The sequence below is a fragment of the Flavobacterium magnesitis genome (genome assembly GCF_041729735.1).
Classification (GTDB): Bacteria; Bacteroidota; Bacteroidia; order Flavobacteriales; family Flavobacteriaceae; genus Flavobacterium; species Flavobacterium magnesitis.
This window is the reverse complement of sequence record NZ_JBCFQK010000001.1, coordinates 398,380-418,762: the sequence shown is the minus strand read 5'-3', so window position 1 is coordinate 418,762 and position 20,383 is coordinate 398,380. Positions and strand designations below refer to the sequence as shown.

Below are 20,383 nucleotides of genomic sequence, written 5' to 3'. Positions count from 1 at the left end.
AAAAGAATCAAAAAAACAGCTAAATAATTACATATCAAAATACTAATATTAATATTGGGTATGTAAAAAAATAATGTATCTTTGCAGCCTTAATTAATCGAGGTCGAGTACCTCAAAATTTAATCATAAAGATTATGTCAGTAAAAATTAGATTACAAAGACACGGTAAAAAACAAAAACCGTTTTACTGGGTTGTAGCAGCAGATGCTCGCTCAAAAAGAGATGGTAAATACTTAGAGAAAATCGGTACTTACAATCCAAACACAAACCCTGCAACTATCGAATTAAATTTGGATAGCGCTGTAAAATGGTTGCACAATGGTGCTCAACCAACTGATACTGCTAAAGCAATTCTTTCTTACAAAGGAGCTTTATTGAAACACCACCTTGATGGAGGAGTTCGTAAAGGTGCTTTGACTCAAGAGCAAGCGGATGCAAAATTAGCTGATTGGTTAGAGGCTAAAGCTGGAAAAGTTGATGCTAAAAAAGACGGTTTAACAAAAGCGCAAGCTGATGCTAGAGCTAAATCTTTAAAAGCAGAACAAGAAGTTAATGCAAAACGTATCGCTGCTGCTGCACAAGCTGAAGCTGATGCTATTGCTGCTGCAACTCCTGCTGTAGAAGAAGAAACTGAAGTTGTTGCTGAAGAAGCTGCTACTGAAGAAAACAACGAAGAAGCTCAAGCTTAATTTAGAAGGCGAAAATGCGTAAAGAAGATTGTTTCTATTTAGGTAAAATCGCTAAAAAATTTAGTTTTAAGGGTGAAGTCTTGGCTTATTTAGACACAGACGAACCCGAGTTATACGAAAACTTGGAATCAGTGTTTGTTGAATGCAACAAACACTTGGTTCCTTTTTTTATTGAAAGTAGCTCACTACATAAAAACGATTTCCTACGTATTCGTTTTGAAGATATCAACACCGAAGAAGAGGCCGATGCCTTAATGGGTAACGATTTATACCTTCCTCTAAAAATGTTGCCAAAACTTTCTGGTAACAAATTCTATTTCCATGAAGTAATTGGTTTTGAAGTAGAAGACAAACGTCTGGGATTTGTTGGAGAAATTCAATCCATCAATGATACTACTGCTCAACCGTTATTTGAAGTCCTTAAAGACGGTGCAGAAATCCTTATTCCAATGATTGACCATTTCTTGGTTAAAATTGATCGAGAAAACAAAAAAGTCATCATGGATTTGCCTGAGGGCTTGATTGAGATGTATCTTTAAGGGGAAATTCCAAAAAGAAAATTCCAAATTCCAATCAAACGGGAAATCCCAAATTCCAACTTTGGAATGGAAATTCGAATATTTAATCTAAATTTGAAATCTAAACGAAATTTGAAGAGCGTATCCTTCGATTTTGGAATTTAACAACATTATGGAAAAACCATATGATTTAGAAGAAAGAACTTTTTTGTTTGCTAAAGAATGTAGAATCTATATTCAAAAGCTTCCGAAAACTATATCAAATATTGAAGACGGGAGACAACTAGTAAGATCTTCAGGTTCTGTTGGAGCAAATTATATTGAAGCAAATGAAAAACTAGGGGAAAAAGATTTGTCATTCCGTTTAAAAATAGCCCGAAAAGAAGCCAAAGAATCTAAATATTGGCTTCGTTTATTACAAGAATTAAATCCTGACCACACAACACTTTCAGAATCATTACTATTCGAAATCGAAGAATTAAGAAAAATTCTATCAGTAATAATTACTAAAACTTCAAAACAATAAATTGATTTTTTAATCTTATTTTTGCACGTCAAAACTAAATACTTTAAGTCCTTTTAAACTTGAAATTTCCTCCTTAGGTTGGAATTTTCTTTTCATGTTGGCATTTGGAATTTTAGTTTTGGGATTTCACTCCTTATGGTTGGAATTTGGAATTTAAAAAATTGGAATTTTACTTTATGTTTTCATTCAAAAAATTCTCTCTTGAACAAGACCGTTGTGCCATGAAAGTAGGCACCGATGGTGTTTTATTAGGTGCTTGGACTCCCATTGAAAATAATCCTTTTAGCGTTTTAGATATTGGAGCAGGAACAGGAATCATTGCTTTGATGTTGGCACAAAGAAGTGGAGCAGAACAAATTGATGCTTTAGAAATTGACGAAGATGCTTACGAACAAGCTACAGATAATTTTGAAAATTCGCCTTGGAATGACCGTTTATTCTGTTTTCATGCTGGTTTGGACGAATTTGTCGAAGAACCAGAAGACGAATACGATTTAATTGTTTCCAATCCTCCTTTTTATAGCGAAGATTACAAATCCAGTAATGACCAACGAGATTTGGCGCGTTTTCAAGATGCCATGCCTTTTGAGGACTTGATTGAAGCAGCCGCTTTATTGCTTTCTGAAAACGGAATCTTCTCCGTAATTATCCCTTTCAAAGAAGAAGAAAATTTCCTTACTCTTACCAAGGAATACGAATTGTTTCCCCTGAAAATTACCCGCGTAAAAGGAACGCCAACTTCGGAAATAAAGCGTAGTCTTTTGGCTTTTAGCCGAAACGAACATACAAACTTCCCTGTTGATGAATTAATCATCGAAACGGCAAGACATATTTATACTCCCGAATATATTGCTTTGACAAAGGATTTTTATTTAAAGATGTAATATTCTAAAATTGATTTAGATTTATAAATAATTTCTTAAATTTGGAATTAACCTGCAACAATTCAATAATTGTCAAGTAGAGTAATATAATTTTAAATCAAAAAATAACAAATATGGAATATTCTGGTTTTTCGGTATTAATTGTATTAGCCATAGTGGCATTTTTCTGGTTTTTGCCAATATTGATAATTTTATGTTCAAGCAAAACTAGAGGAAGCGAAAAAATAGCTTGGTTATTGGCTGTGATTTTTATATCATGGTTTGCTTGGATTTTTTATTTGCTACTTGCCCCGATAAAAAAGAGATAATAAAGTTTATAGTAATTAGCGATTTTTTGTTTCTATTAAAAATGAAAATCGGACAGTAGAAGTGAAACGTTAAACATTCTTAAAAACGTCATATCCTATTCTTTTTTTTACGTAGTTTTATTAAACACTCAATTTCCAATATTATGAAACCAGACTTATTTCAGGCTCCAGATTATTATAACCTTGACGAATTATTGACGGACGAACATAAATTGGTGCGTGATGCCGCACGCGAATGGGTTAAACGAGAAGTTTCACCCATCATTGAAGACTATGCTCAAAAAGCAGAATTCCCGAAACAAATCATCAAAGGATTAGCTGATATTGGTGCTTTTGGACCTTATATTCCTCAGGAATATGGTGGTGCAGGATTAGACCAAATTTCTTATGGTTTGATTATGCAGGAAATAGAAAGAGGTGATTCTGGCGTTCGTTCTGCGGCTTCAGTTCAATCTTCGTTGGTGATGTATCCTATTTGGAAATATGGCAGCGAAGAACAACGTTTGAAGTATTTGCCCAAACTGGCTTCGGGAGAATGGATGGGTTGCTTTGGCTTGACCGAACCCAATTACGGTTCTGATCCTGGAAGTATGATTAGTAATTTTAAAGATATGGGTGATCATTATCTATTAAATGGTGCCAAAATGTGGATTTCGAATGCGCCTTTTGCTGATATTGCTATCGTTTGGGCAAAAGATGAAACTGGAAGAATTCATGGTTTAATTTTAGAACGTGGAATGGAAGGTTTTTCAACCCCTGAAACACATAACAAATGGTCGCTTCGTGCTTCGGCAACTGGGGAATTGATTTTTGATAATGTTAAAGTACCAAAAGAAAATTTATTGCCTAATAAATCGGGATTGAGTGCGCCGTTGGGCTGTTTGGATTCGGCGCGTTATGGTATTGCCTGGGGTGCGATTGGTGCTGCAATGGATTGTTATGACACCGCTTTGCGTTATGCGAAAGAAAGAATTCAATTTGACAAACCAATTGCCGGAATGCAATTGCAACAGAAAAAATTAGCCGAAATGATTACCGAAATTACCAAAGCACAATTGCTGACCTGGCGTTTGGGTGTTTTACGAAATGAAGGAAAAGCAACTTCGGCACAAATCTCTATGGCGAAAAGAAATAATGTAAATATGGCAATTGAAATTGCTCGTGAAGCACGACAAATACTCGGTGGAATGGGAATTTCTGGCGAATATTCGATTATGCGACACATGATGAATCTCGAATCGGTAATTACTTATGAAGGCACACACGACATTCATTTGTTAATTACAGGAATGGATATTACAGGAATTTCGGCTTTTAAATAATATTTAGTTTAGAAATTCAATTCGATAAGAGTTCCATTATTTTCAATTTTAACTGTTATTTTATTACTTGCTGCCGGAATTTGAGTGGGATACCAATTTCTGTTGGGTTTAACAATAATCAGTAAACCTTCATCATTTCCCACAGCTGAAAATAACTCACTATTGGGGTTTTTAGCAAAAAAATCCAATCCATGTTTTTCTATTAATTGGTTTGCTAATTCCAAAGGAGTTTCATTTACAATTCCTATCTCGCTAATATTCAAAATGGATTTAGAATCAAATGGAGCTAACTGATTGTTGTCGAGATCATGTCTCGCAATAAATTCTAATAAATTGCCATTGTTGTCGTAAAAATAAACAGCATTCGCATTCCAATTTTCAAATCGGGCAATCACATTTTTGTCTTCAATAACAAGTAAATCTATTTTGTTTTTAAGCCATGTTATAGCTTCTTCTAGTTTGTTATTAGGTATGTTGAAAGCAAAATGATAAATGGAATTAAAGTTATTGTTTTCAATAAATTTTAAAATAGAATTCCCTACTTGAATACTAATAGATTCAGAATTATTTTCGACAATAGAAAGCCCAAGTATTTCTTGGTAAAACCGTGCTGTGTTTTTAAGATTGTTAGTTTGAAGTTGTAAGTGTTCTAATTTCATAGCGATATTTTTAAGTAGCTTTTTTGTTTCAAACAAATTTAAAAAAGGATGATTGTATTAATAGGAGTCTGTTATTGTATGTCCCAATGTGAGTATAGTGAAATAGAATAGTTTTTCTTATTTGTGTTATTTTATTTATAAATTATTTTGGAAGTGTTGGCGTTATGATTCTTCTGGTTGGTGTGCTTAATGTTTCTATGAAAGCCAATAAATCGCTGATTTCTTCTTTATTTAAATTTAATTTTCTAAGCAAAGGATCAGGTTTTGGAATCAATGAATCCCGTGCTGTTCCCAAATATTTTTTCTGAATAGGAGCCGGGTTTCCTAAATTGTATAATTCTACAACGTCTAATAATGAAGGAAAATGTCCGTGATGCATCCAGGGTTTTGTATTGACTACTTCTCGGAGTGTAGGTGTTCTAAATTTGCCAATGTCTTTTATGTCTTTAGTCACATTGTAACGACCAAAATCTTCATTTTTTGTGCCAAATAATGTTTGTCCATCATTATGAAACTGATTGTCGCTAAAATAAGGTGTGTTGTGGCAATTGATGCATTGGGCTTTTGTTCTAAATAAATGCAATCCTTTAACTTGTGAATCGGTAAATGCTTCTGATTTTCCGCTAACAAAATTATCAAACTTACTTTTAGGACTGTTGATTGATCTTTCGAAAGTAGCAATCGCATATTGGATTCTTTCTAGTGATACTTTTTTATCTCCAAAAGCTGCTTCAAAAAGTGGATTATAGCCTTTTATTTTTGCAATTTTATTTACTGCAATTGTCAGTTTTTCGTTCATTTCTAGAGGATCACTCACTGGAAATTGCGCCTGATCTTCTAAACTTTTAGCACGACCATCCCAAAATAAAGACGTAGCGTAAGCCGAATTCAAGATAGTCATTGAATTTCGTTTTCCAGTTTGGCGGTCATGACCAAAAGAGCGTGTCAAATTATCCGTCCAGCCCAATTCAGGATTATGGCAGGAAGCACAGGCAATTTGTCCGCTAACAGATAATCTGGGATCGAAAAACAGGATTTTACCCAAACTTTCCTTTTCCTTTGAATACGGATTGTAATCAGGATAAGGAACAGCAGGAAGCACTCCAATATCTTGAAATTTAGATTTATCGATAGTCTCATGTAATTCAGCAGCAGGCCATTTTGAAGAATCGCCACTAGAATAAACTTTTCGCAATTCCTGAATATCGATGTATTCTGGTTCTTCGATGCTTTTATAAGCCGTTAAACTTATTAGGAATAAAAAGGGAATTATTAATTTTTTCAATTTCATGTAAATTTATTATCTCAGTTTGGATATTGAAATAGTATTATGGTAAAGTAACTTCTTTTGGGCAATCTATACTTAAAGCAGCCGGTTTTGGATACACTCGGTTGTTGTACATCCTGTATTGAGTAGAAACTGTTCCTCCAAAAACTTTGTCATTTGTTAGTTTTAATTCAAAAGAAATCTCAAATAAACCATCACTTATTTCTTTATAGATTCCGTCACCTGATATGGCAATTTGATACGTATTTGTAGCGCTAGATCCAATTGTTATATCTTGAGGGATTACCAAAACGGTTCCTTCAGTTTTACTGTTTCCATTTGCTGGAAAAAACTCTAGGGCAGAGGTAATATTAAATCCAGGTGATACTGCTGCTGATCCACTTTCATTAGAAAACCATCTTTTTAGACCAAAAGAATTAACAGTATTTGATCCAGTTACAACATTAAAACCTATTTTAAAAGCATCATGATAGACGTCATCATTTGGGTTTGCTGTTCCTTTATCACTGTACAATATTGCATTTTCATCATCTTTTGTAACTACAACTGGAAATGTAAACGCATTAAATGTTTGCCACGCACAACTACCATTTCTATCAAACCAATGTTCACCATAAGTTAAATAAAATTGATTTGATAAATCATAGAATTTAGAAGCAGGATTTGCCTGAATATCCCTTGGGGATTTTATAGGTTTTACAATAGTAAGATTAATGCTCCCCGTTGCATTATAATTTGGAACATTTACTAAAGTAATTTTTGATTCATAACGGGCATCATCATTTTGAAGATCTTCTAAAAGTGTCAAATGATAGTTTATTGAATTTCGGTTGTCTCCATAATCATCATGAGTAAGCGAATAATCAAATCCGTTAGTGAATTTAAAAATAGGTGCATTTTCAATTTCTGAAGGAATAAATCCGTTAGGGAAATTCACTTTGAAATCTATTGTTTCTCCAATTTCACCTTTTATAATATATTGATTTACTGGAAAGGTGTAGTTTGTTTCAATTGTCGCCAAATCAATTTTAAAAGTATCATTTGGATATTGGTTATTAAGATTTCCGATATGAATTTCAGGATCGGAAACAGTTTCTAATTTTAAGGTAATACTTTGGTTTGCTGCCCATCTTTTGTCAAATGAAACAAAAATAGTATCCGTTAGCTTACTTCCTTGAAATACTAATTCATTGATTGGATTAACTGTAAAACTTTCATTCTCTCCAGTTGATGAAACTGCACTGAAATTGGCAGTAACAGTATTTTTTAAGTTACGGGTTGTTAGAGCAACTGGTACTTTCAACGTTTTTACGGAATTATTTACGTAAGTAGATTGAGGGATCAAACTTCCATTTGCAATTGGATATTCTACAGGTGTATTATCACTTTTTACTAAAAAATTAAATCTTAAAAACGGATCAATTTCAGAACCTAATTTATAGTCGTCCTTTGAGCAAGAAGTAATTAATGCTACTGTAAACAATATGCTTAATATCTTAATACGAGTCATTTTGTTGTAAGTTAGGGTTAAGATTAGTGTTAAATGTTGGAATAGGAAGTACAAATTTTAAAGAAGGATATGTCATGCTGCAGCTTGTTGAGATACAGCCATCATTTCTAGAAATATCCTTCTGATTTCGTACAAGATCAAAAAATAAATGCCCTTCAAAACACAGCTCTTTTCTTCTTTCCAAAAGAATATCTTCTTTAAGGTTGGCAGTACTAGTTAATACAGTTGCATTTGCACGCGCACGAATAATATTGATATCTTCCATGGCAATATCGTTTCTGTTTGTTTCTAAAGCTGCTTCTGCACGAATTAAATACATCTCACTAAGTCTGAAAGCTACATAACCAGCATTGTTTTGGAATTTTTTAGTGAAGTTATAATTCACAGGAGCTAAAACGCCATTTACTAGAGTCTGCAGTGATTGTTTTAAAAATAATTGTTTTCTTAAATCTGAGTTTTCATAGAGATTAACCAAATCATCAGAAGCAACATATTTAGTATAGCTTGTTGCAGAAGTATATCCAAAATAATTTGACATAGAAATATTGGCACTGCCTTCAGAATCTCTTGGAATTGAAAACTCCAATAAAATTTCAGATACAGGAAGGTCGGATTTTTCCCATTCTGGAATATAATTGTCTTTTTCTACTAACTCAACTCCAGAATTTGTAATTACATCATTAGCTGTTTCGTATGCGTTTGTCCAATCACTTTTTTGCAGATAAACTCTAGCAAGTAAGGCTTTTGTACTGTTAATATTAAAATAAGAGTATGTTGGACCTGAAAGTACTAAAGTATTCGAATAATTATTAATTGCTGTTTTTAAATCAGTTATGATTAAATTATAAGTATTTGCAGCGGTTTCTCTAGCAGGATATTGTATTCCTGCTTTAATTGATTGAGTATTGTAAACAATTCCTAAATGAGATGCATCTGGCGTATAATTATAATTCTGGCTGTAAACGATTGCTAAAAGAAAATGAGCATAAGCTCTTATAGTCATAGCCTCAGCCATAATTTGTTTTTTTTCTTCTTCAGTAGCATCTTTTAGGACAGGAGTATATTCTAAAATTAAATTAGCCTGATTTATGATATCATAACTTCCGTCATAAAATGGCTTGAAATCACTAGTTAGTGCTAGATCTTCAAAAGAATAGATTTGCTCAACGTTTCCAGCTGGAGAAATTTGTCCCCTGTTAGTTCCTGAAGCGGTTGGTGTGAATTTTATATTTCCGCCTTGTAAATCTGCGTAAACAGCAAAACGTTCGCTTCGTACATTGGCTTCAAGTTCAGTATAAAGTCCTGTTAAAGAAGTAATTACCCCCTTCTTGTTTTGCAAAAGTTCATCAATAGAAGTTTGTGTTCCAGGTTCCTGCTCTAAAAAATCACTACAGCTTTGTAATGAGAAAATTAGAATAAATAATGTGATGTATTTTGAATATTTCATTTCTTTAAAATTTTGCATTAAGTCCTAGTGAGATTGTTCTTGCCTGAGGATAAATAAAACTGTATTCTCGTATTCCATTCATTCCTTCCGGACTTTTTGCTTTGTACCAATATGCCACATTAGAAGCATCAACAAAAACAGAAAGAGTATCCAGAAAAGTATTCTTTAACGGCACATTATAGCCCAAATTAATATTACTAATTCTAACATAAGTTCCGTCATAAACATATTTGCTTAAGTTAGAAAGAAGAGGAGCAGAGGTAACTGCCGGTTGTGAAACAATATCTCCTGGATTTCTCCAGTGATCTGCCGCATTCACTGAAAGATTTCTATTTAAAGTATTTGAATATTTATCAATATAAACATCAGAAATAAAAACATCTCCTCCAAGTTGAAAATCTCCTCTAACAGATAATGTTAAATTGTTATAAAATGTAAAGTTGTTATAAAATCCACCGTAAGCATCTGCCTGCGTGTCTCCAATTGGTACCCAGTCTGCAACGGTATGTAGATCGCTATAAGTTTTTGTATCATAAATTTGTCCATTTTTTTCTACAAGATCTCTTCCAGTTGCGGGATCAACTCCAACCCATTTTACACCCCACAAAGTGGTAGTACTGTGACCTATTTTTTGAGCTAAAGCTACGTTTGCTAATGCATAGTCACTTCCTAGACCTTTTAGATCGGTTACTTTACTCTCTACTGTAGAAATATTGAAGAAAGTAGTCCATTTAAAGGGTTCACTTTTTACCCATTTAATTCTGGTAGTAAGTTCAATTCCTTTGTTATACATACTTGAGGCATTTAATTGCACGGAATTATATCCCGTTTCTGTTGGAATGTCTCTTGTTGTAATTAAATCACTTTTATTATCATAATAGTATTCAAATGTTAGCTCGATTCTTTTAAAAATATTAAAGTCAAAACCCACATTGAATTTTGTATTTTTTTCCCAACTTAAATTACCATTTGGAGCGGCACCAGTTGTTGCTCCACCGTAGCCGTTATAACCGTTTTGATTAATATTGTATAAACCTTTTGATCTGTAAGAGCCAATTCTTGAATTTCCTGTTGATCCATAACTTGCTTTAAATTTCAAGAAATCAATCCATGTGTTTGACTGTAAGAAATTTTCATTACTGGTAATCCAGCTCAAACCAGCACCTCCGTTAAGGGCAACGTTTGTATCATCTCCAAAAACCGAGCTTTCGTCGCGCCTTAAATTGGCTAAGACATAATAACGCTTTTTGTAGTTATAATTTACCTGAGATAAAAAGGAAACTCTGGAATTATAGCTAATTTCATTTCTGTAAGTCTGACCACTTGTCGATTCGTCAACTGAAGGTGTTGCTAAATTATCGTCTCTAATTGCATCTGTAACTTTATTAATTTGAGCTGGATTAAGAAATCCTACTCCAGATTTATAATTAAAGTCTGTTTTATCTTCTGATAATTCAAAACCTACAACACCGTCAATTTTATGGTTTTCATTCCATTCTTTGTTAAACAAAAGCTGTCCTTGCCAGTTCCATTTTGTTGAATTTCTTTGATTTAAAATTCGACGTCCCCATGCAGGATATACAATTCCGTTAAGTGTGAAAGAACCATTAAACTGACCACTTTCGTTTGCGGCAGAAAAGTAACGATCTTGCTCTTTATCAGTGTAATCCATTCCGAAAAGGGTAGAGAATTTTATGGAATTACTAAGTTGATAAGATAAATTTAAACTTCCTAGAAGACCAAATGTCTGCGCTTGATTTTTATTTTGGTCAATTGCAGCCAAAGGATTTCCTCTTGTCATACCGCTAACTCCTAAATCAGCATAAGAACCATCTGCATTATAAACGGCAAGAGTAGGTAAATAAGCAAAACCAGCAAAGATATTTGGTGCATCTTTTTGTACATAACTCGGATTCAGCATTAGGTTAGCGCTCCATTTGTCAGATCTGTAACCTAAATTAATTCCTGCGTTTAATTGTTTGGTATCATTTCCTAATTGAGGTTCGTCAATTTTTAAATAACTTATATTTGTACGATAAGAAAATTTTGAAGTAGCACCAGAAACATTAAAATTATATTTATTATAGATTCCTGATCTGTTTAAAACTTCAAACCAGTCTGTATTAATACCGTTATAAGCAACAGGAGTATAAGCTGTTGTGGTATTTTTCATGTACTCATTTCTAAGATAGGTAAATTGTTCCCCGCTTAGATATTTAATTCGATTAATGGCTGATGAAATCCCAAGCTGATTAGAAAAGCCAAATTGTGTTTTTCCTTTTTTTCCTTTTTTTGTTGTAATCAAAATTACGCCGTTTGCACCATCGGCACCATAAATACCTACTGCTGCTGCATCCTTTAGAACAGAAATAGTTTCGATGTTTTCGGGAGCAATTTTCATCAATGGATTGGCTAAATTTTCAGCAGTATCCCCTCTTCCGTCAAAAGAAGCACTATCAATAGCGTATTCTTCGCTCATTACAACACCATCAACAATAATTAAAGGTTGTGTAGATGTTCCCGTTATTGCACCAGACAAAGAAGATAAAGTTCCCTGTCCGCGAATGTTAATTTTTACAGGACCTCCAACACCAGAAGTATTTTCAACCAACACACCAGCGATTTGTCCTGCTATCATTTTATCGATACTTTCTGATGCTTGTTCGACTGCTATGTCTTTAGCATTTAAAGTTGAAATACTTCCAACAATTTCCTCTTTTAATTTTTCTGTTCCATAAGAAGAGGTAACGATAACCTGATCTAATTCATCTATAGATTCTTCAAGGTAGAAAATGAAATCTGTTTCATTATTTACTTTTAAACTCTGAGTTTGCATTCCTAAATATTCAACTTCAAGAATAATATTACTGATGTTTTCTCCATTTAACTTATAGATGAATTTTCCATTGGCATCAGTTATTGCTCCCATTCTTGTTCCTTTGATACGGATGATTGCACCAGGAAGAGGTAATTTGTCTTTTGCTGTAAATACAGTTCCTTTAATGAATCTTTCTTTGTCTTGTAATTGTGATTTTACAGGTTCTGACGGAGTTACATTCGTTAACAAAACTTGCTTTTTTTGAATGTAAAATGTAATATTTTTGTCCTTGAGTAATTTTGTTAACACATCTTCTAAAGAAGCATTTACCACATTAATGGAAGCTTTTTGATTGGTGTCAATTTTTCGTGCATTGTATATAATTCTATAATTGGTTTGTTGTTCAATTGATTTTATAATCAGGCTTATAGGTTGTTCTTTTATATGTAATGTTATGGAACTGTTCTGAGAATACCCTTTTAAAACAGAAAAAAGAGTGACGATTAGAATTGTGTATTTTCTAAAATTAGATGGCGTCAAAGATGTCATTTTTTATTGAATTATGGAAGATTGCTAATGATAATGGTGTTTTTGTTTATCGAGTAATTGAACGGGGTATCACGTTTTAGAAGTTCTAAAATATTCTCAACACTCGATTCGCTAATTTTGATAGTACCTGTAAAATTTTGCTTTGCCAAATCAGCATTTTCATTGATAATTTCAACGTCGTAGGTACGCTGAATAATTTTAGCTATAGTTGAAAAAGGAGTATCATTAAACGCCAGTTCCCCTTTAGTCCAGGCAGTATAAAAACTAGGATCTACTGATTTAGTGGTGATTTTTCTCGAATGATTTTGCCAAGTTGCCATTTGGTTGGGCTGTAGCAAAATGACATTCGATTTATTGTTGATTTCTGACATTTGAATACTTCCTTCCACCAAAGTGCTGTTTACTGTTGGAGTTTCTGGATAAGCACTTACATTGAATTTTGTTCCTAGAACTTTAATATCTACCTGATTGGTATTTACAATAAAGGGATGTTGTTTGTCTTTAGTTACTTCAAAAAAAGCTTCTCCTGTTAGATATACTTTTCGGTTTCCGTTGATTCCAAATTGTTCTGGATAACGCAAAGTAGTCCCGGAATTTAAACTCACAACCGAACCGTCCGAAAGTGTGATTTTAAATGTTTTTCCATAAGGAACGTTAAGTGTATTATAAACTACTTTGTTGTCACTGACTTTCCCGAAGTATACAATTTCGTTTACTTTTCTTTCTGCAATTAATTCGCCTTGATTATTCAGTAAAGCTGTCTGATTGTTTTTAGTAATGTATTCAATGCGACCGTTTCCTAATTCGAGAACAATTTCCTTAGATAGTTTTGTTTTTTGGTTAAAATCGAAAGCCAATTTTGTTAATCCTAACAAGACTAAAAATACAGCAGCATATTTTAGATAAGAAATAGTTTTATTTTTGGGTTTGATGTTAATTACTGGAGTAGTTCTGCAGGAAGTAGTTCCTGAAAGTGCAGTAATTGCCCAGGTTTTTTTAGTATTTATAAAATGTTTTTTGTTTTCTTCAGAAGCTTCAATCCATTCAAAAAGCATTTTTACTTCCTGCTCTGTAGCTTCATTAGATAAGTATTTATAAATTAAATTGGATTTCATATTTTGGGTTTTTAATCAAGTTCTTAAGTAAGTACACTCAAGAGATTAAAAACCCTATGTTTTATTTTTAATTATTATAAATAAAAAGAATAATAATGAGTCCTAAATAATCTGATAAACTGTTTTTTAAAAGCTTTAAAGCCTTTGTCATGTGGGCTTCAATAGCTTTTAGGGTTACTTGCATTTCTTCGGCAATTTCACTATTTTTCTTTTGTTCGAAACGTTTTTTTATAAAAACCTCACGTGTTTTTGGCGGAAGTTTACTGATTGACCCGCTAATTAGATGTTCTAATTCAGTCAGTTCTAAAGTATCAAAAGCAATAGAATTTAAGATTTCAGTATCTAGCTCTCTTTCCTTTTGGTTCAAAACAGCATCTTTAAATCGATCTTTTACCTTATTGTGGCGAATGATATTTAAACATTTGGATTTTGTGTAAGTATGTAAAAAAGAAGATATTCCGTTGACTGTATCAATATTATTTCGGTTCTCCCATAAATGCAAAAAAGCTTCTTGCGCTACATTTTCGGCTTCTTCTTTATCATAAACAAATGAAATACTAAAAGCCTGAATTTTACTGAAAAATTGATCATAAAAATACGCAAACGCAACTTGATCTCCTTCTTTGAAAGATTCAAAATAGATTGATTCAAGATTGTTGTCAATTTTCATTAAACTAGAATACTTTGGAGAAAGAAAAGCTATTGTGCTAAAAATTGCTGCAAATATAAATCTTATTTAAATTAATTCTAAATTAAATTCAAAACTTTTATACACTTAAAAGTGATTGAATAAGTGTTTTAATGTTAAATTTGTTTTTCTATCGAATTGCAAACTAAGGTACAAAACGATTTGTAGATACAACAACATTGTAATTGTGAAAAACTAATAGTATGGATTTAGAAACTTTTTATGAATATTGTCTTTCTAAGAAAGGAGTAACCGAGCATTTTCCTTTTGACGAAAATACATTAGTGTTTAAAGTGGGTGGAAAAATGTTTGCTTTATCCTCTTTAAAACATTGGGAATTAGGAGAGCCATCGGTTAATTTAAAATGCAATCCTGATCAGGCAAAAGAGTGGAGGCAACAATATGAAGCCATACAACCCGGTTATCACATGAATAAAAATCATTGGAATACAGTGGCAATAAATACCAGTATTTCAAGTTTGTTTTTAAAAGAAATGATAGATATTTCTTATGATTTAGTTTTTAGTAGTTTGACTAAAAAAGTCCAAAAAGAGGTGTTAGATTAATACGATTTTTTAGCGTTTTTATAGGATGTAAAAACAAAAGTCGGTAAAATTTGTTTTTTAAATTTTATATCTTCATATTTGTAGTGTAAACGTTTACATTTATCAAAATTGTCAAATTTAAAAGCAGTAGCTGAACATTCAAAGGTTTCTATAGCCACAGTATCTAGGGTGATTAATAATGATCCTAAGGTAAGCAAAGTTACTGTGCTTAAAGTTCAGGCCTCTATTTCTGCTTTAGAATATAAACCCAATCGCGTTGCACAAAGATTAAGAAGTTCTAAAGGCAAGACTAAATTATTAGGCTTGATCATTCCAGATATTCAAAATCCTTTTTTCGTAGATGTGGTAAGAGGTGTGGAAGATTATGCTTATCAGCATAATTTTGCGGTTATGATTGGTAATTTTGGTCAGGACGAAAAGAAGGAAAAATTATACTTAGATATTTTTCAATCTGAAAATATTGACGGTTTGATTGTTGCACCCATTCATGGTAAAGACAAAGGAATTGAAAACTTAGTAAAAAAAGATATTCCTGTTGTTTGTATCGATAGAGGTTTGACCGAAATTGATGTCGATGTTGTAAAAGTAGATAATGAAAATGGTGCTTTTAATGCTATTGATCATTTGTTGAGCATGGGGCATAAAAGAATTGCATTTATTTCGGGAAATTTTAAAATTCCAACTTACATAGAACGTTTATCGGGTTATAAAAGAGCACTAGATAAATATGGCATTGCTTATGATGAAAGTTTAGTTTTTGCCAGAAATTCAGATTATAAGAGTGGATTTGAAATTGCCAATAAAATTTTAGAGTTGGAAAACCGACCAACAGCTATTTTTTCAGGAAATAATCTATTAACATTAGGAGCGCTTGAGGCTATACATGCTAAAGATATTAATATTCCAGAAGAGATTTCGATTATAGGTTTTGATGATATGCCTTGGTCTATTTCGTTGAATCCGCCATTAACTGCTGTTCGTCAGCCAGGTTTTGATATGGGTAAAAAAGCGGCAGAAATGCTTTATGAAAGAATGGTGGATCCAAGTAAGAAAAAAGAAAAAGTGATATTAAAAACGGAGTTGATGATTAGAAAGTCGACTGCTCGAATAGAGTAATTTTTTTTTACATCAAAAATGTAAACGTTTACATTTTTGATGTAAAAAAAATAGAGTTTAGGTTGTTGTGATAGAGTAGTTTATGTTAAAATAAAAAGAATGAGAGAAATTGTGGTTTTAAATCCTAATCGTGTTGTTTTCGGGGAGGGAAGTATGCAGCGGTTTGTTAGTGATTTTGTAGAAAAAGGTTTTAAACGAATGTTTTTATTGAGTATAGTAGAGCTTAGGACTACTTTAGCACCTTTTCTGGAAGAATTAAAATCACATGGAATTGCAATTATTACCGATGAATCTATAGTAGGAGAACCTACATTTGATGATTTTAGTGCAGTGTTGCTAAAAGCAAAAGATTTTGATGCTGATAGTGTTGTAGGTATCGGCGGAGGTAGTGTTTTAGATGTTGCAAAATTAGTTGCGGCTCAGTTAAAAAATACACAAACCTTAGATGAAATAAAAGGTATTGGGAATCTTAAAGAAAGAAAAATTTATGTGGCTTGTATTCCCACAACTTCTGGAACAGGAAGTGAGGTTTCTCCAAATGCTATTTTTGTAAATAATCTGGGAGAAAAAGTAGGAATCATAAGTCCGTATTTAGTACCCGATGCGGCTTACATAGATCCTGTTTTAACCGTTTCTTTGCCAAAAAGTGTAACGGCTGCAACAGGAATTGATGCTTTAACACATTGTTTAGAAGCATATACTAATAAATTTGCACATCCTTTTGTGGATTTGTACGCCTTAGAAGGCGTTCGAATTATTGCAAAATATTTAAAAAGAGCCTGCGATGATGGAACGGATTTAGAAGCCAGAAGTCAAGTAGCATTAGGAAGTATGTATGGCGGTATGTGTCTTGGCCCAGTAAATACGGCTGCAGTACACGCCTTGTCTTATCCTTTAGGAGTAGAATACCATATTCCGCACGGATTGTCAAATGCTTTGTTGTTGCCTTATGTGATGGAATATAATATTGAAGCTGATGCGAGTAAATATGAGCGAATAGCAGAGGTTTTAGGAGCAGAAAAGAAAAGCAATTCGAGAGAAACCGCTCTGGAAGGAGTAAAAATCATGAAACAATTAATTGTTGATTGTGGTTTGCCTATTTCGTTAAGCGAGGCAGGAGTCAAAGAAGAATTGATTCCTCAATTAGCAGCAGGAGCCATAAAAGTACAACGATTGTTAAAAAATAATATTAGAGAAATTGCGGTTGATGATGCTATTGCCATTTACAAAGCCGCTTTTTAACAGAATAAAATGAAAAATATAAAGAAATATAGTGGAGTGGTTGTGCCAATGGTAACCCCATTGCATACCGATTTGAGTATTGATTTAGATGCTGTTAGTGTCTTAGTTAATCATCTAATTGACGGTGGGTGTCATCCTTTTGTATTAGGAACTACTGGTGAATCAAGTTCAATTACTTTTGAAAGTAAAGTAGCATTAGTGCAAAAAACGGTCGAAGTAGCTAAGGGAAAAGCAATGATTTATGCCGGAATTTCTGGAAATTGTTTCCAGGAATCTTTAGACCAAGCTAAAAAATATACGGAACTTGGCGTTGATATTCTTGTAGCGCACGTGCCTTACTACTATCCATTGAATCAAAATCATATTTTAAATTATTATCAGCAATTGGCATCGGCAGTTTCATTGCCGCTTATTGTTTATAATATGCCAATGACAACTAATATGTCTATTGATTTAGATATTGCGGATGAATTGAGTAAACATCCTAATATTGTTGGTTACAAAGAATCAGAACGAGGAGAAGAGCGTATGGCAAAAGCCATCGGACTTTGGAAAGACCGTGAAGATTTCTCTTATTTATTAGGTTGGGCTGCCAAATCTTATGAAGGAATATTGCTTGGAGCTGATGGATTAGTGCCAAGTACAGGGAATCTAACACCACAATTGTACAGTACCATTTACGAAAGTGTGCTTTCAGGCAATAACGAAGCTGCTCAAAAAGCTCAAGAAAAAAGTGATGCTATTTCTAAAGTATATCAGGAAAACCAAATTTTGTGCAATGCTATTCCCATTTTGAAATTCTTATTGGCAAAATATAATTTATGCTCAAAAGCTGTTTTGTTGCCTATGATTGCTCTAAATGAAGCTGACGAAAAGATAGCAACAGAAAAAATAAATAATTACGGAACCAATTTAAAAAGCTTAAACAGTATTGAATAATGGAGAATAGAAAGCCAATATTAGGAATCACAATGGGAGATCCCGCAAGTATAGGACCCGAAGTAGCTGTTAAAGCCTTGTTGGATTCTAAAGTGTATGAGGTTTGTCAACCTATTTTAGTTGGCGAAGCCGATGTTTTTGAAAAAGCTATCGAGTTTTGCGGATTGGATTTAAAAGTAAATAGAATCTCAAAAATTACCGACGCTAAATTCGAAAAAGGAATTGCCGATGTTTTTGATTTGAATTATATGAATATCGCCGATTTAAAAATGGGCGAAATTACAGCAGAAGCCGGTGATGTTGCTTTTAGAACCGTTGTGAAAAATATCGAGTTGGCTTTAGCCGGAGAAATTGACGGAACCGTTACTGGCCCAATCAATAAAGAATCCATTCAAAAAGCAGGTCATGTTTTTGCTGGACATACGGAAATATACGCGCATTACACCGATACTAAAAAATACGGAATGTTATTGGTGGAAGAAAATCTAAGAGTCATTCACGTTTCTACGCATGTGTCATTGAGACAAGCTTGCGATTTGGTTAAGAAAGATAGAATTCTAGAATGTATTTCTCTTATTGATGAAGCTTGTAGAAAAATAGGAGTTGAAAATCCTAAAATTGGTGTGGCAGGATTAAATCCGCATGCGAGTGATGGAGGACTTTTTGGTTATGAAGAAGAGCAGGAAATACTTCCGGCAGTTCAGGAAGCTTTAAAAAGAGGATTTAATGTAGAAGGCCCTATTCCAGCGGATACGATGTTTCCAAAAGCTATTGGTGGTGTTTATGATGGCTGTGTTGCCATGTATCACGATCAAGGACACATTCCTTTTAAAACGGTAGGCTTTAATTGGGATCAATCCAAAGGGCAAATGAAAAGTGTAAGAGGAGTGAACATCACCTTGGGATTACCTATTATTAGAACTTCTGTAGATCACGGAACTGCAATGGAAATTGCAGGAAGAGGAATAGCCAGTCCTGATGCTATGGTACTTGCCATAGAATATGCTGCCAGATTACATAGAAATAAACAAGACAATCAGTAGTAATGATAGCGGTTATATCAGATGATTTTACAGGTGCTGCCGAAATAGGCGGAATTGCGCTTCGCAACGGATTTAGCGTTACGATAGATACTTGCGTAAATGCAAATTACAACTGTGATGTTTTGGTAATAGCAACAAATACAAGGTCTTTATGTAAAATTGACGCACAAAAACAAATTAAAGAAGTTACAGAAGAATTACTTAAATTACATCCCGATTTTATTTATAAAAAGACCGATTCTTTATTAAGAGGAAAAATAGGAGACGAATTAAATGTGCAATTAGCAATTTCAGGAAAGAAAAAAGTATTGCTCGTTCCTGCCAATCCAGCGATGAACAGAACTATTGTTAACGGAATTTATTATATCAATAATATTCCTTTGATGGAGTCTAATTTTTTTGGTGAAGAGTTTGACAAAGGAACCACTTCCAATGTATTAGACATGATTGGGAATGAATATAAAGACCAATCGTTTTCTATTTCTTTAGGACAAAAAATTCCACATGAAGGTTTTATAATTGGCAATACACCAACGAATGAAGATTTAATGGGTTGGGCAAATGTGATTGATGACACAATGCTGCCAGCTGGAGGTGCTAGTTTTTTCAATGCTATTTTAAAGAAAATTAAAACAGAAAAAGAGCAAATAAAATCCGCATTATTATTTGGTAAAAAAGCTTTGTATGTATGCGGAAGCAATCATTTGCCAAGTAGAGAAGTAGTGCAAAAAGTAAAAGAAGCCGGCGGAAGTGTTTTGTATATGCCAAAATCTATTTTTTGTAAAGAGAATTATAACGGAATTATACAAGATTGGGCTGATGCCATTGTACTTGAAATAGAAAAAAAAGAAAAGGTTATTATTGCAATTGATACCTTAGAATGTGATGATGTTGATGATATTCCTTCTAGAATAAAGGAAATTTTCGCAACAGTTGTAAAAAAAGTGCTTGAAAAAGTAAATCTGGAAGAATTATTGATAGAAGGTGGTGCAACGGCTTATTCGATTATTGAACATTTAGAATATAAAAAGTTTTACCCTGAGCAAGAATTAGCGCAAGGAGTAATCAGAATGAAAATAGAACAAGTAAAAGAAATGCATCTAACCCTAAAACCAGGAAGTTATCAATGGACTGAGTCTATCTGGAAATTTTAATT

18 protein-coding genes are annotated in these 20,383 nt (G+C 33.3%); 11 read left to right on the top strand and 7 right to left on the bottom strand.

The genetic code is table 11. The features are described from left to right. Window positions 1-134: 134 nt before the first annotated feature. From AAGV33_RS01725 to AAGV33_RS01705, 5 genes are all read left to right on the top strand, one after another. Window positions 135-689 (top strand): 30S ribosomal protein S16, encoded by a 555-nt coding sequence (locus AAGV33_RS01725; protein WP_373390176.1) that lies wholly within the window; start codon window positions 135-137, stop codon window positions 687-689. A gap of 14 nt (window positions 690-703) precedes the next feature. After that, window positions 704-1,228 (top strand): ribosome maturation factor RimM, encoded by a 525-nt coding sequence (rimM, locus tag AAGV33_RS01720; RefSeq protein ID WP_373390175.1) that lies wholly within the window; start codon window positions 704-706, stop codon window positions 1,226-1,228. 151 nt (window positions 1,229-1,379) lie between these two features. After that, window positions 1,380-1,733, top strand: coding sequence for a four helix bundle protein (locus AAGV33_RS01715; protein WP_373390174.1), 354 nt, complete (start codon window positions 1,380-1,382; stop codon window positions 1,731-1,733). Between the two features lie 176 nt (window positions 1,734-1,909). Further along, window positions 1,910-2,617: a tRNA1(Val) (adenine(37)-N6)-methyltransferase gene (locus tag AAGV33_RS01710; RefSeq protein ID WP_373390173.1), complete on the top strand. Its 708-nt coding sequence runs from the start codon at window positions 1,910-1,912 to the stop codon at window positions 2,615-2,617. 451 nt (window positions 2,618-3,068) lie between these two features. Next, window positions 3,069-4,247 (top strand): acyl-CoA dehydrogenase family protein, encoded by a 1,179-nt coding sequence (locus AAGV33_RS01705; protein ID WP_373390172.1) that lies wholly within the window; start codon window positions 3,069-3,071, stop codon window positions 4,245-4,247. A gap of 8 nt (window positions 4,248-4,255) precedes the next feature. Here the strand turns inward: AAGV33_RS01705 and AAGV33_RS01700 are convergent, their stop codons facing one another. The 7 genes from AAGV33_RS01700 to AAGV33_RS01670 form a co-directional block, all read right to left on the bottom strand. Continuing rightward, on the bottom strand, window positions 4,256-4,906 hold the full coding sequence (locus tag AAGV33_RS01700) for a VOC family protein (protein WP_373390171.1): 651 nt from the start codon (window positions 4,904-4,906) through the stop codon (window positions 4,256-4,258). Window positions 4,907-5,048: 142 nt separating this feature from the next. After that, a complete protein-coding gene (locus AAGV33_RS01695; protein WP_373390170.1) occupies window positions 5,049-6,197 on the bottom strand; it encodes a cytochrome-c peroxidase in 1,149 nt (382 codons plus the stop codon). A 37-nt stretch (window positions 6,198-6,234) separates the two neighbouring features. Beyond that, complete coding sequence (locus tag AAGV33_RS01690) at window positions 6,235-7,704, bottom strand: hypothetical protein (protein WP_373390169.1); 1,470 nt, start codon at window positions 7,702-7,704, stop codon at window positions 6,235-6,237. After that, complete coding sequence (locus AAGV33_RS01685; RefSeq protein ID WP_373390168.1) at window positions 7,691-9,151, bottom strand: RagB/SusD family nutrient uptake outer membrane protein; 1,461 nt, start codon at window positions 9,149-9,151, stop codon at window positions 7,691-7,693. Before AAGV33_RS01685 ends, AAGV33_RS01690 begins: the two co-directional genes overlap by 14 nt. Window positions 9,152-9,155: 4 nt before the next feature. Next, complete coding sequence (locus AAGV33_RS01680; RefSeq protein ID WP_373390167.1) at window positions 9,156-12,518, bottom strand: SusC/RagA family TonB-linked outer membrane protein; 3,363 nt, start codon at window positions 12,516-12,518, stop codon at window positions 9,156-9,158. A gap of 11 nt (window positions 12,519-12,529) precedes the next feature. Then, the gene (locus tag AAGV33_RS01675) at window positions 12,530-13,633 is read right to left on the bottom strand and encodes a FecR family protein (RefSeq protein ID WP_373390166.1); all 1,104 of its coding nucleotides are present in this window, start codon (window positions 13,631-13,633) and stop codon (window positions 12,530-12,532) included. 67 nt (window positions 13,634-13,700) lie between these two features. After that, on the bottom strand, window positions 13,701-14,303 hold the full coding sequence (locus tag AAGV33_RS01670; protein WP_373390165.1) for an RNA polymerase sigma-70 factor: 603 nt from the start codon (window positions 14,301-14,303) through the stop codon (window positions 13,701-13,703). Between the two features lie 221 nt (window positions 14,304-14,524). Between AAGV33_RS01670 and AAGV33_RS01665 the strand changes: the two genes are divergently transcribed. The 6 genes from AAGV33_RS01665 to AAGV33_RS01640 all read left to right on the top strand — a co-directional run bounded on the left by AAGV33_RS01665 (window position 14,525) and on the right by AAGV33_RS01640 (window position 20,381). Then, window positions 14,525-14,887: an MmcQ/YjbR family DNA-binding protein gene (locus tag AAGV33_RS01665; RefSeq protein ID WP_373390164.1), complete on the top strand. Its 363-nt coding sequence runs from the start codon at window positions 14,525-14,527 to the stop codon at window positions 14,885-14,887. 108 nt (window positions 14,888-14,995) lie between these two features. Beyond that, the gene (locus tag AAGV33_RS01660) at window positions 14,996-16,003 is read left to right on the top strand and encodes a LacI family DNA-binding transcriptional regulator (protein WP_373390163.1); all 1,008 of its coding nucleotides are present in this window, start codon (window positions 14,996-14,998) and stop codon (window positions 16,001-16,003) included. Window positions 16,004-16,102: 99 nt separating this feature from the next. Next, window positions 16,103-17,245, top strand: coding sequence for an iron-containing alcohol dehydrogenase (locus AAGV33_RS01655; protein ID WP_373390162.1), 1,143 nt, complete (start codon window positions 16,103-16,105; stop codon window positions 17,243-17,245). Window positions 17,246-17,254: 9 nt separating this feature from the next. Beyond that, window positions 17,255-18,184 (top strand): dihydrodipicolinate synthase family protein, encoded by a 930-nt coding sequence (locus AAGV33_RS01650; RefSeq protein ID WP_373390161.1) that lies wholly within the window; start codon window positions 17,255-17,257, stop codon window positions 18,182-18,184. Then, complete coding sequence (gene pdxA, locus AAGV33_RS01645; protein ID WP_373390160.1) at window positions 18,184-19,227, top strand: 4-hydroxythreonine-4-phosphate dehydrogenase PdxA; 1,044 nt, start codon at window positions 18,184-18,186, stop codon at window positions 19,225-19,227. Before AAGV33_RS01650 ends, pdxA begins: the two co-directional genes overlap by 1 nt. 2 nt (window positions 19,228-19,229) lie before the next feature. Further along, window positions 19,230-20,381 carry a four-carbon acid sugar kinase family protein gene (locus AAGV33_RS01640; RefSeq protein WP_373390159.1) on the top strand — a complete coding sequence of 384 codons (1,152 nt, stop codon included), beginning with the start codon at window positions 19,230-19,232 and terminating at the stop codon, window positions 20,379-20,381. Window positions 20,382-20,383 lie beyond the last annotated feature (2 nt).

Coding starts and splice junctions, on each gene's coding strand:
- AAGV33_RS01705 (WP_373390172.1), top strand. CDS start 3,069: ATGAAACCAGACTTATTTCAGGCTCCAGATTATTATAACCTTGACGAA.
- pdxA (WP_373390160.1), top strand. CDS start 18,184: ATGGAGAATAGAAAGCCAATATTAGGAATCACAATGGGAGATCCCGCA.
- AAGV33_RS01665 (WP_373390164.1), top strand. CDS start 14,525: ATGGATTTAGAAACTTTTTATGAATATTGTCTTTCTAAGAAAGGAGTA.
- AAGV33_RS01725 (WP_373390176.1), top strand. CDS start 135: ATGTCAGTAAAAATTAGATTACAAAGACACGGTAAAAAACAAAAACCG.
- AAGV33_RS01680 (WP_373390167.1), bottom strand. CDS start 12,518: ATGACATCTTTGACGCCATCTAATTTTAGAAAATACACAATTCTAATC.
- AAGV33_RS01650 (WP_373390161.1), top strand. CDS start 17,255: ATGAAAAATATAAAGAAATATAGTGGAGTGGTTGTGCCAATGGTAACC.
- AAGV33_RS01690 (WP_373390169.1), bottom strand. CDS start 7,704: ATGACTCGTATTAAGATATTAAGCATATTGTTTACAGTAGCATTAATT.
- rimM (WP_373390175.1), top strand. CDS start 704: ATGCGTAAAGAAGATTGTTTCTATTTAGGTAAAATCGCTAAAAAATTT.
- AAGV33_RS01685 (WP_373390168.1), bottom strand. CDS start 9,151: ATGAAATATTCAAAATACATCACATTATTTATTCTAATTTTCTCATTA.
- AAGV33_RS01710 (WP_373390173.1), top strand. CDS start 1,910: ATGTTTTCATTCAAAAAATTCTCTCTTGAACAAGACCGTTGTGCCATG.
- AAGV33_RS01715 (WP_373390174.1), top strand. CDS start 1,380: ATGGAAAAACCATATGATTTAGAAGAAAGAACTTTTTTGTTTGCTAAA.
- AAGV33_RS01670 (WP_373390165.1), bottom strand. CDS start 14,303: ATGAAAATTGACAACAATCTTGAATCAATCTATTTTGAATCTTTCAAA.
- AAGV33_RS01640 (WP_373390159.1), top strand. CDS start 19,230: ATGATAGCGGTTATATCAGATGATTTTACAGGTGCTGCCGAAATAGGC.
- AAGV33_RS01700 (WP_373390171.1), bottom strand. CDS start 4,906: ATGAAATTAGAACACTTACAACTTCAAACTAACAATCTTAAAAACACA.
- AAGV33_RS01695 (WP_373390170.1), bottom strand. CDS start 6,197: ATGAAATTGAAAAAATTAATAATTCCCTTTTTATTCCTAATAAGTTTA.
- AAGV33_RS01655 (WP_373390162.1), top strand. CDS start 16,103: ATGAGAGAAATTGTGGTTTTAAATCCTAATCGTGTTGTTTTCGGGGAG.
- AAGV33_RS01675 (WP_373390166.1), bottom strand. CDS start 13,633: ATGAAATCCAATTTAATTTATAAATACTTATCTAATGAAGCTACAGAG.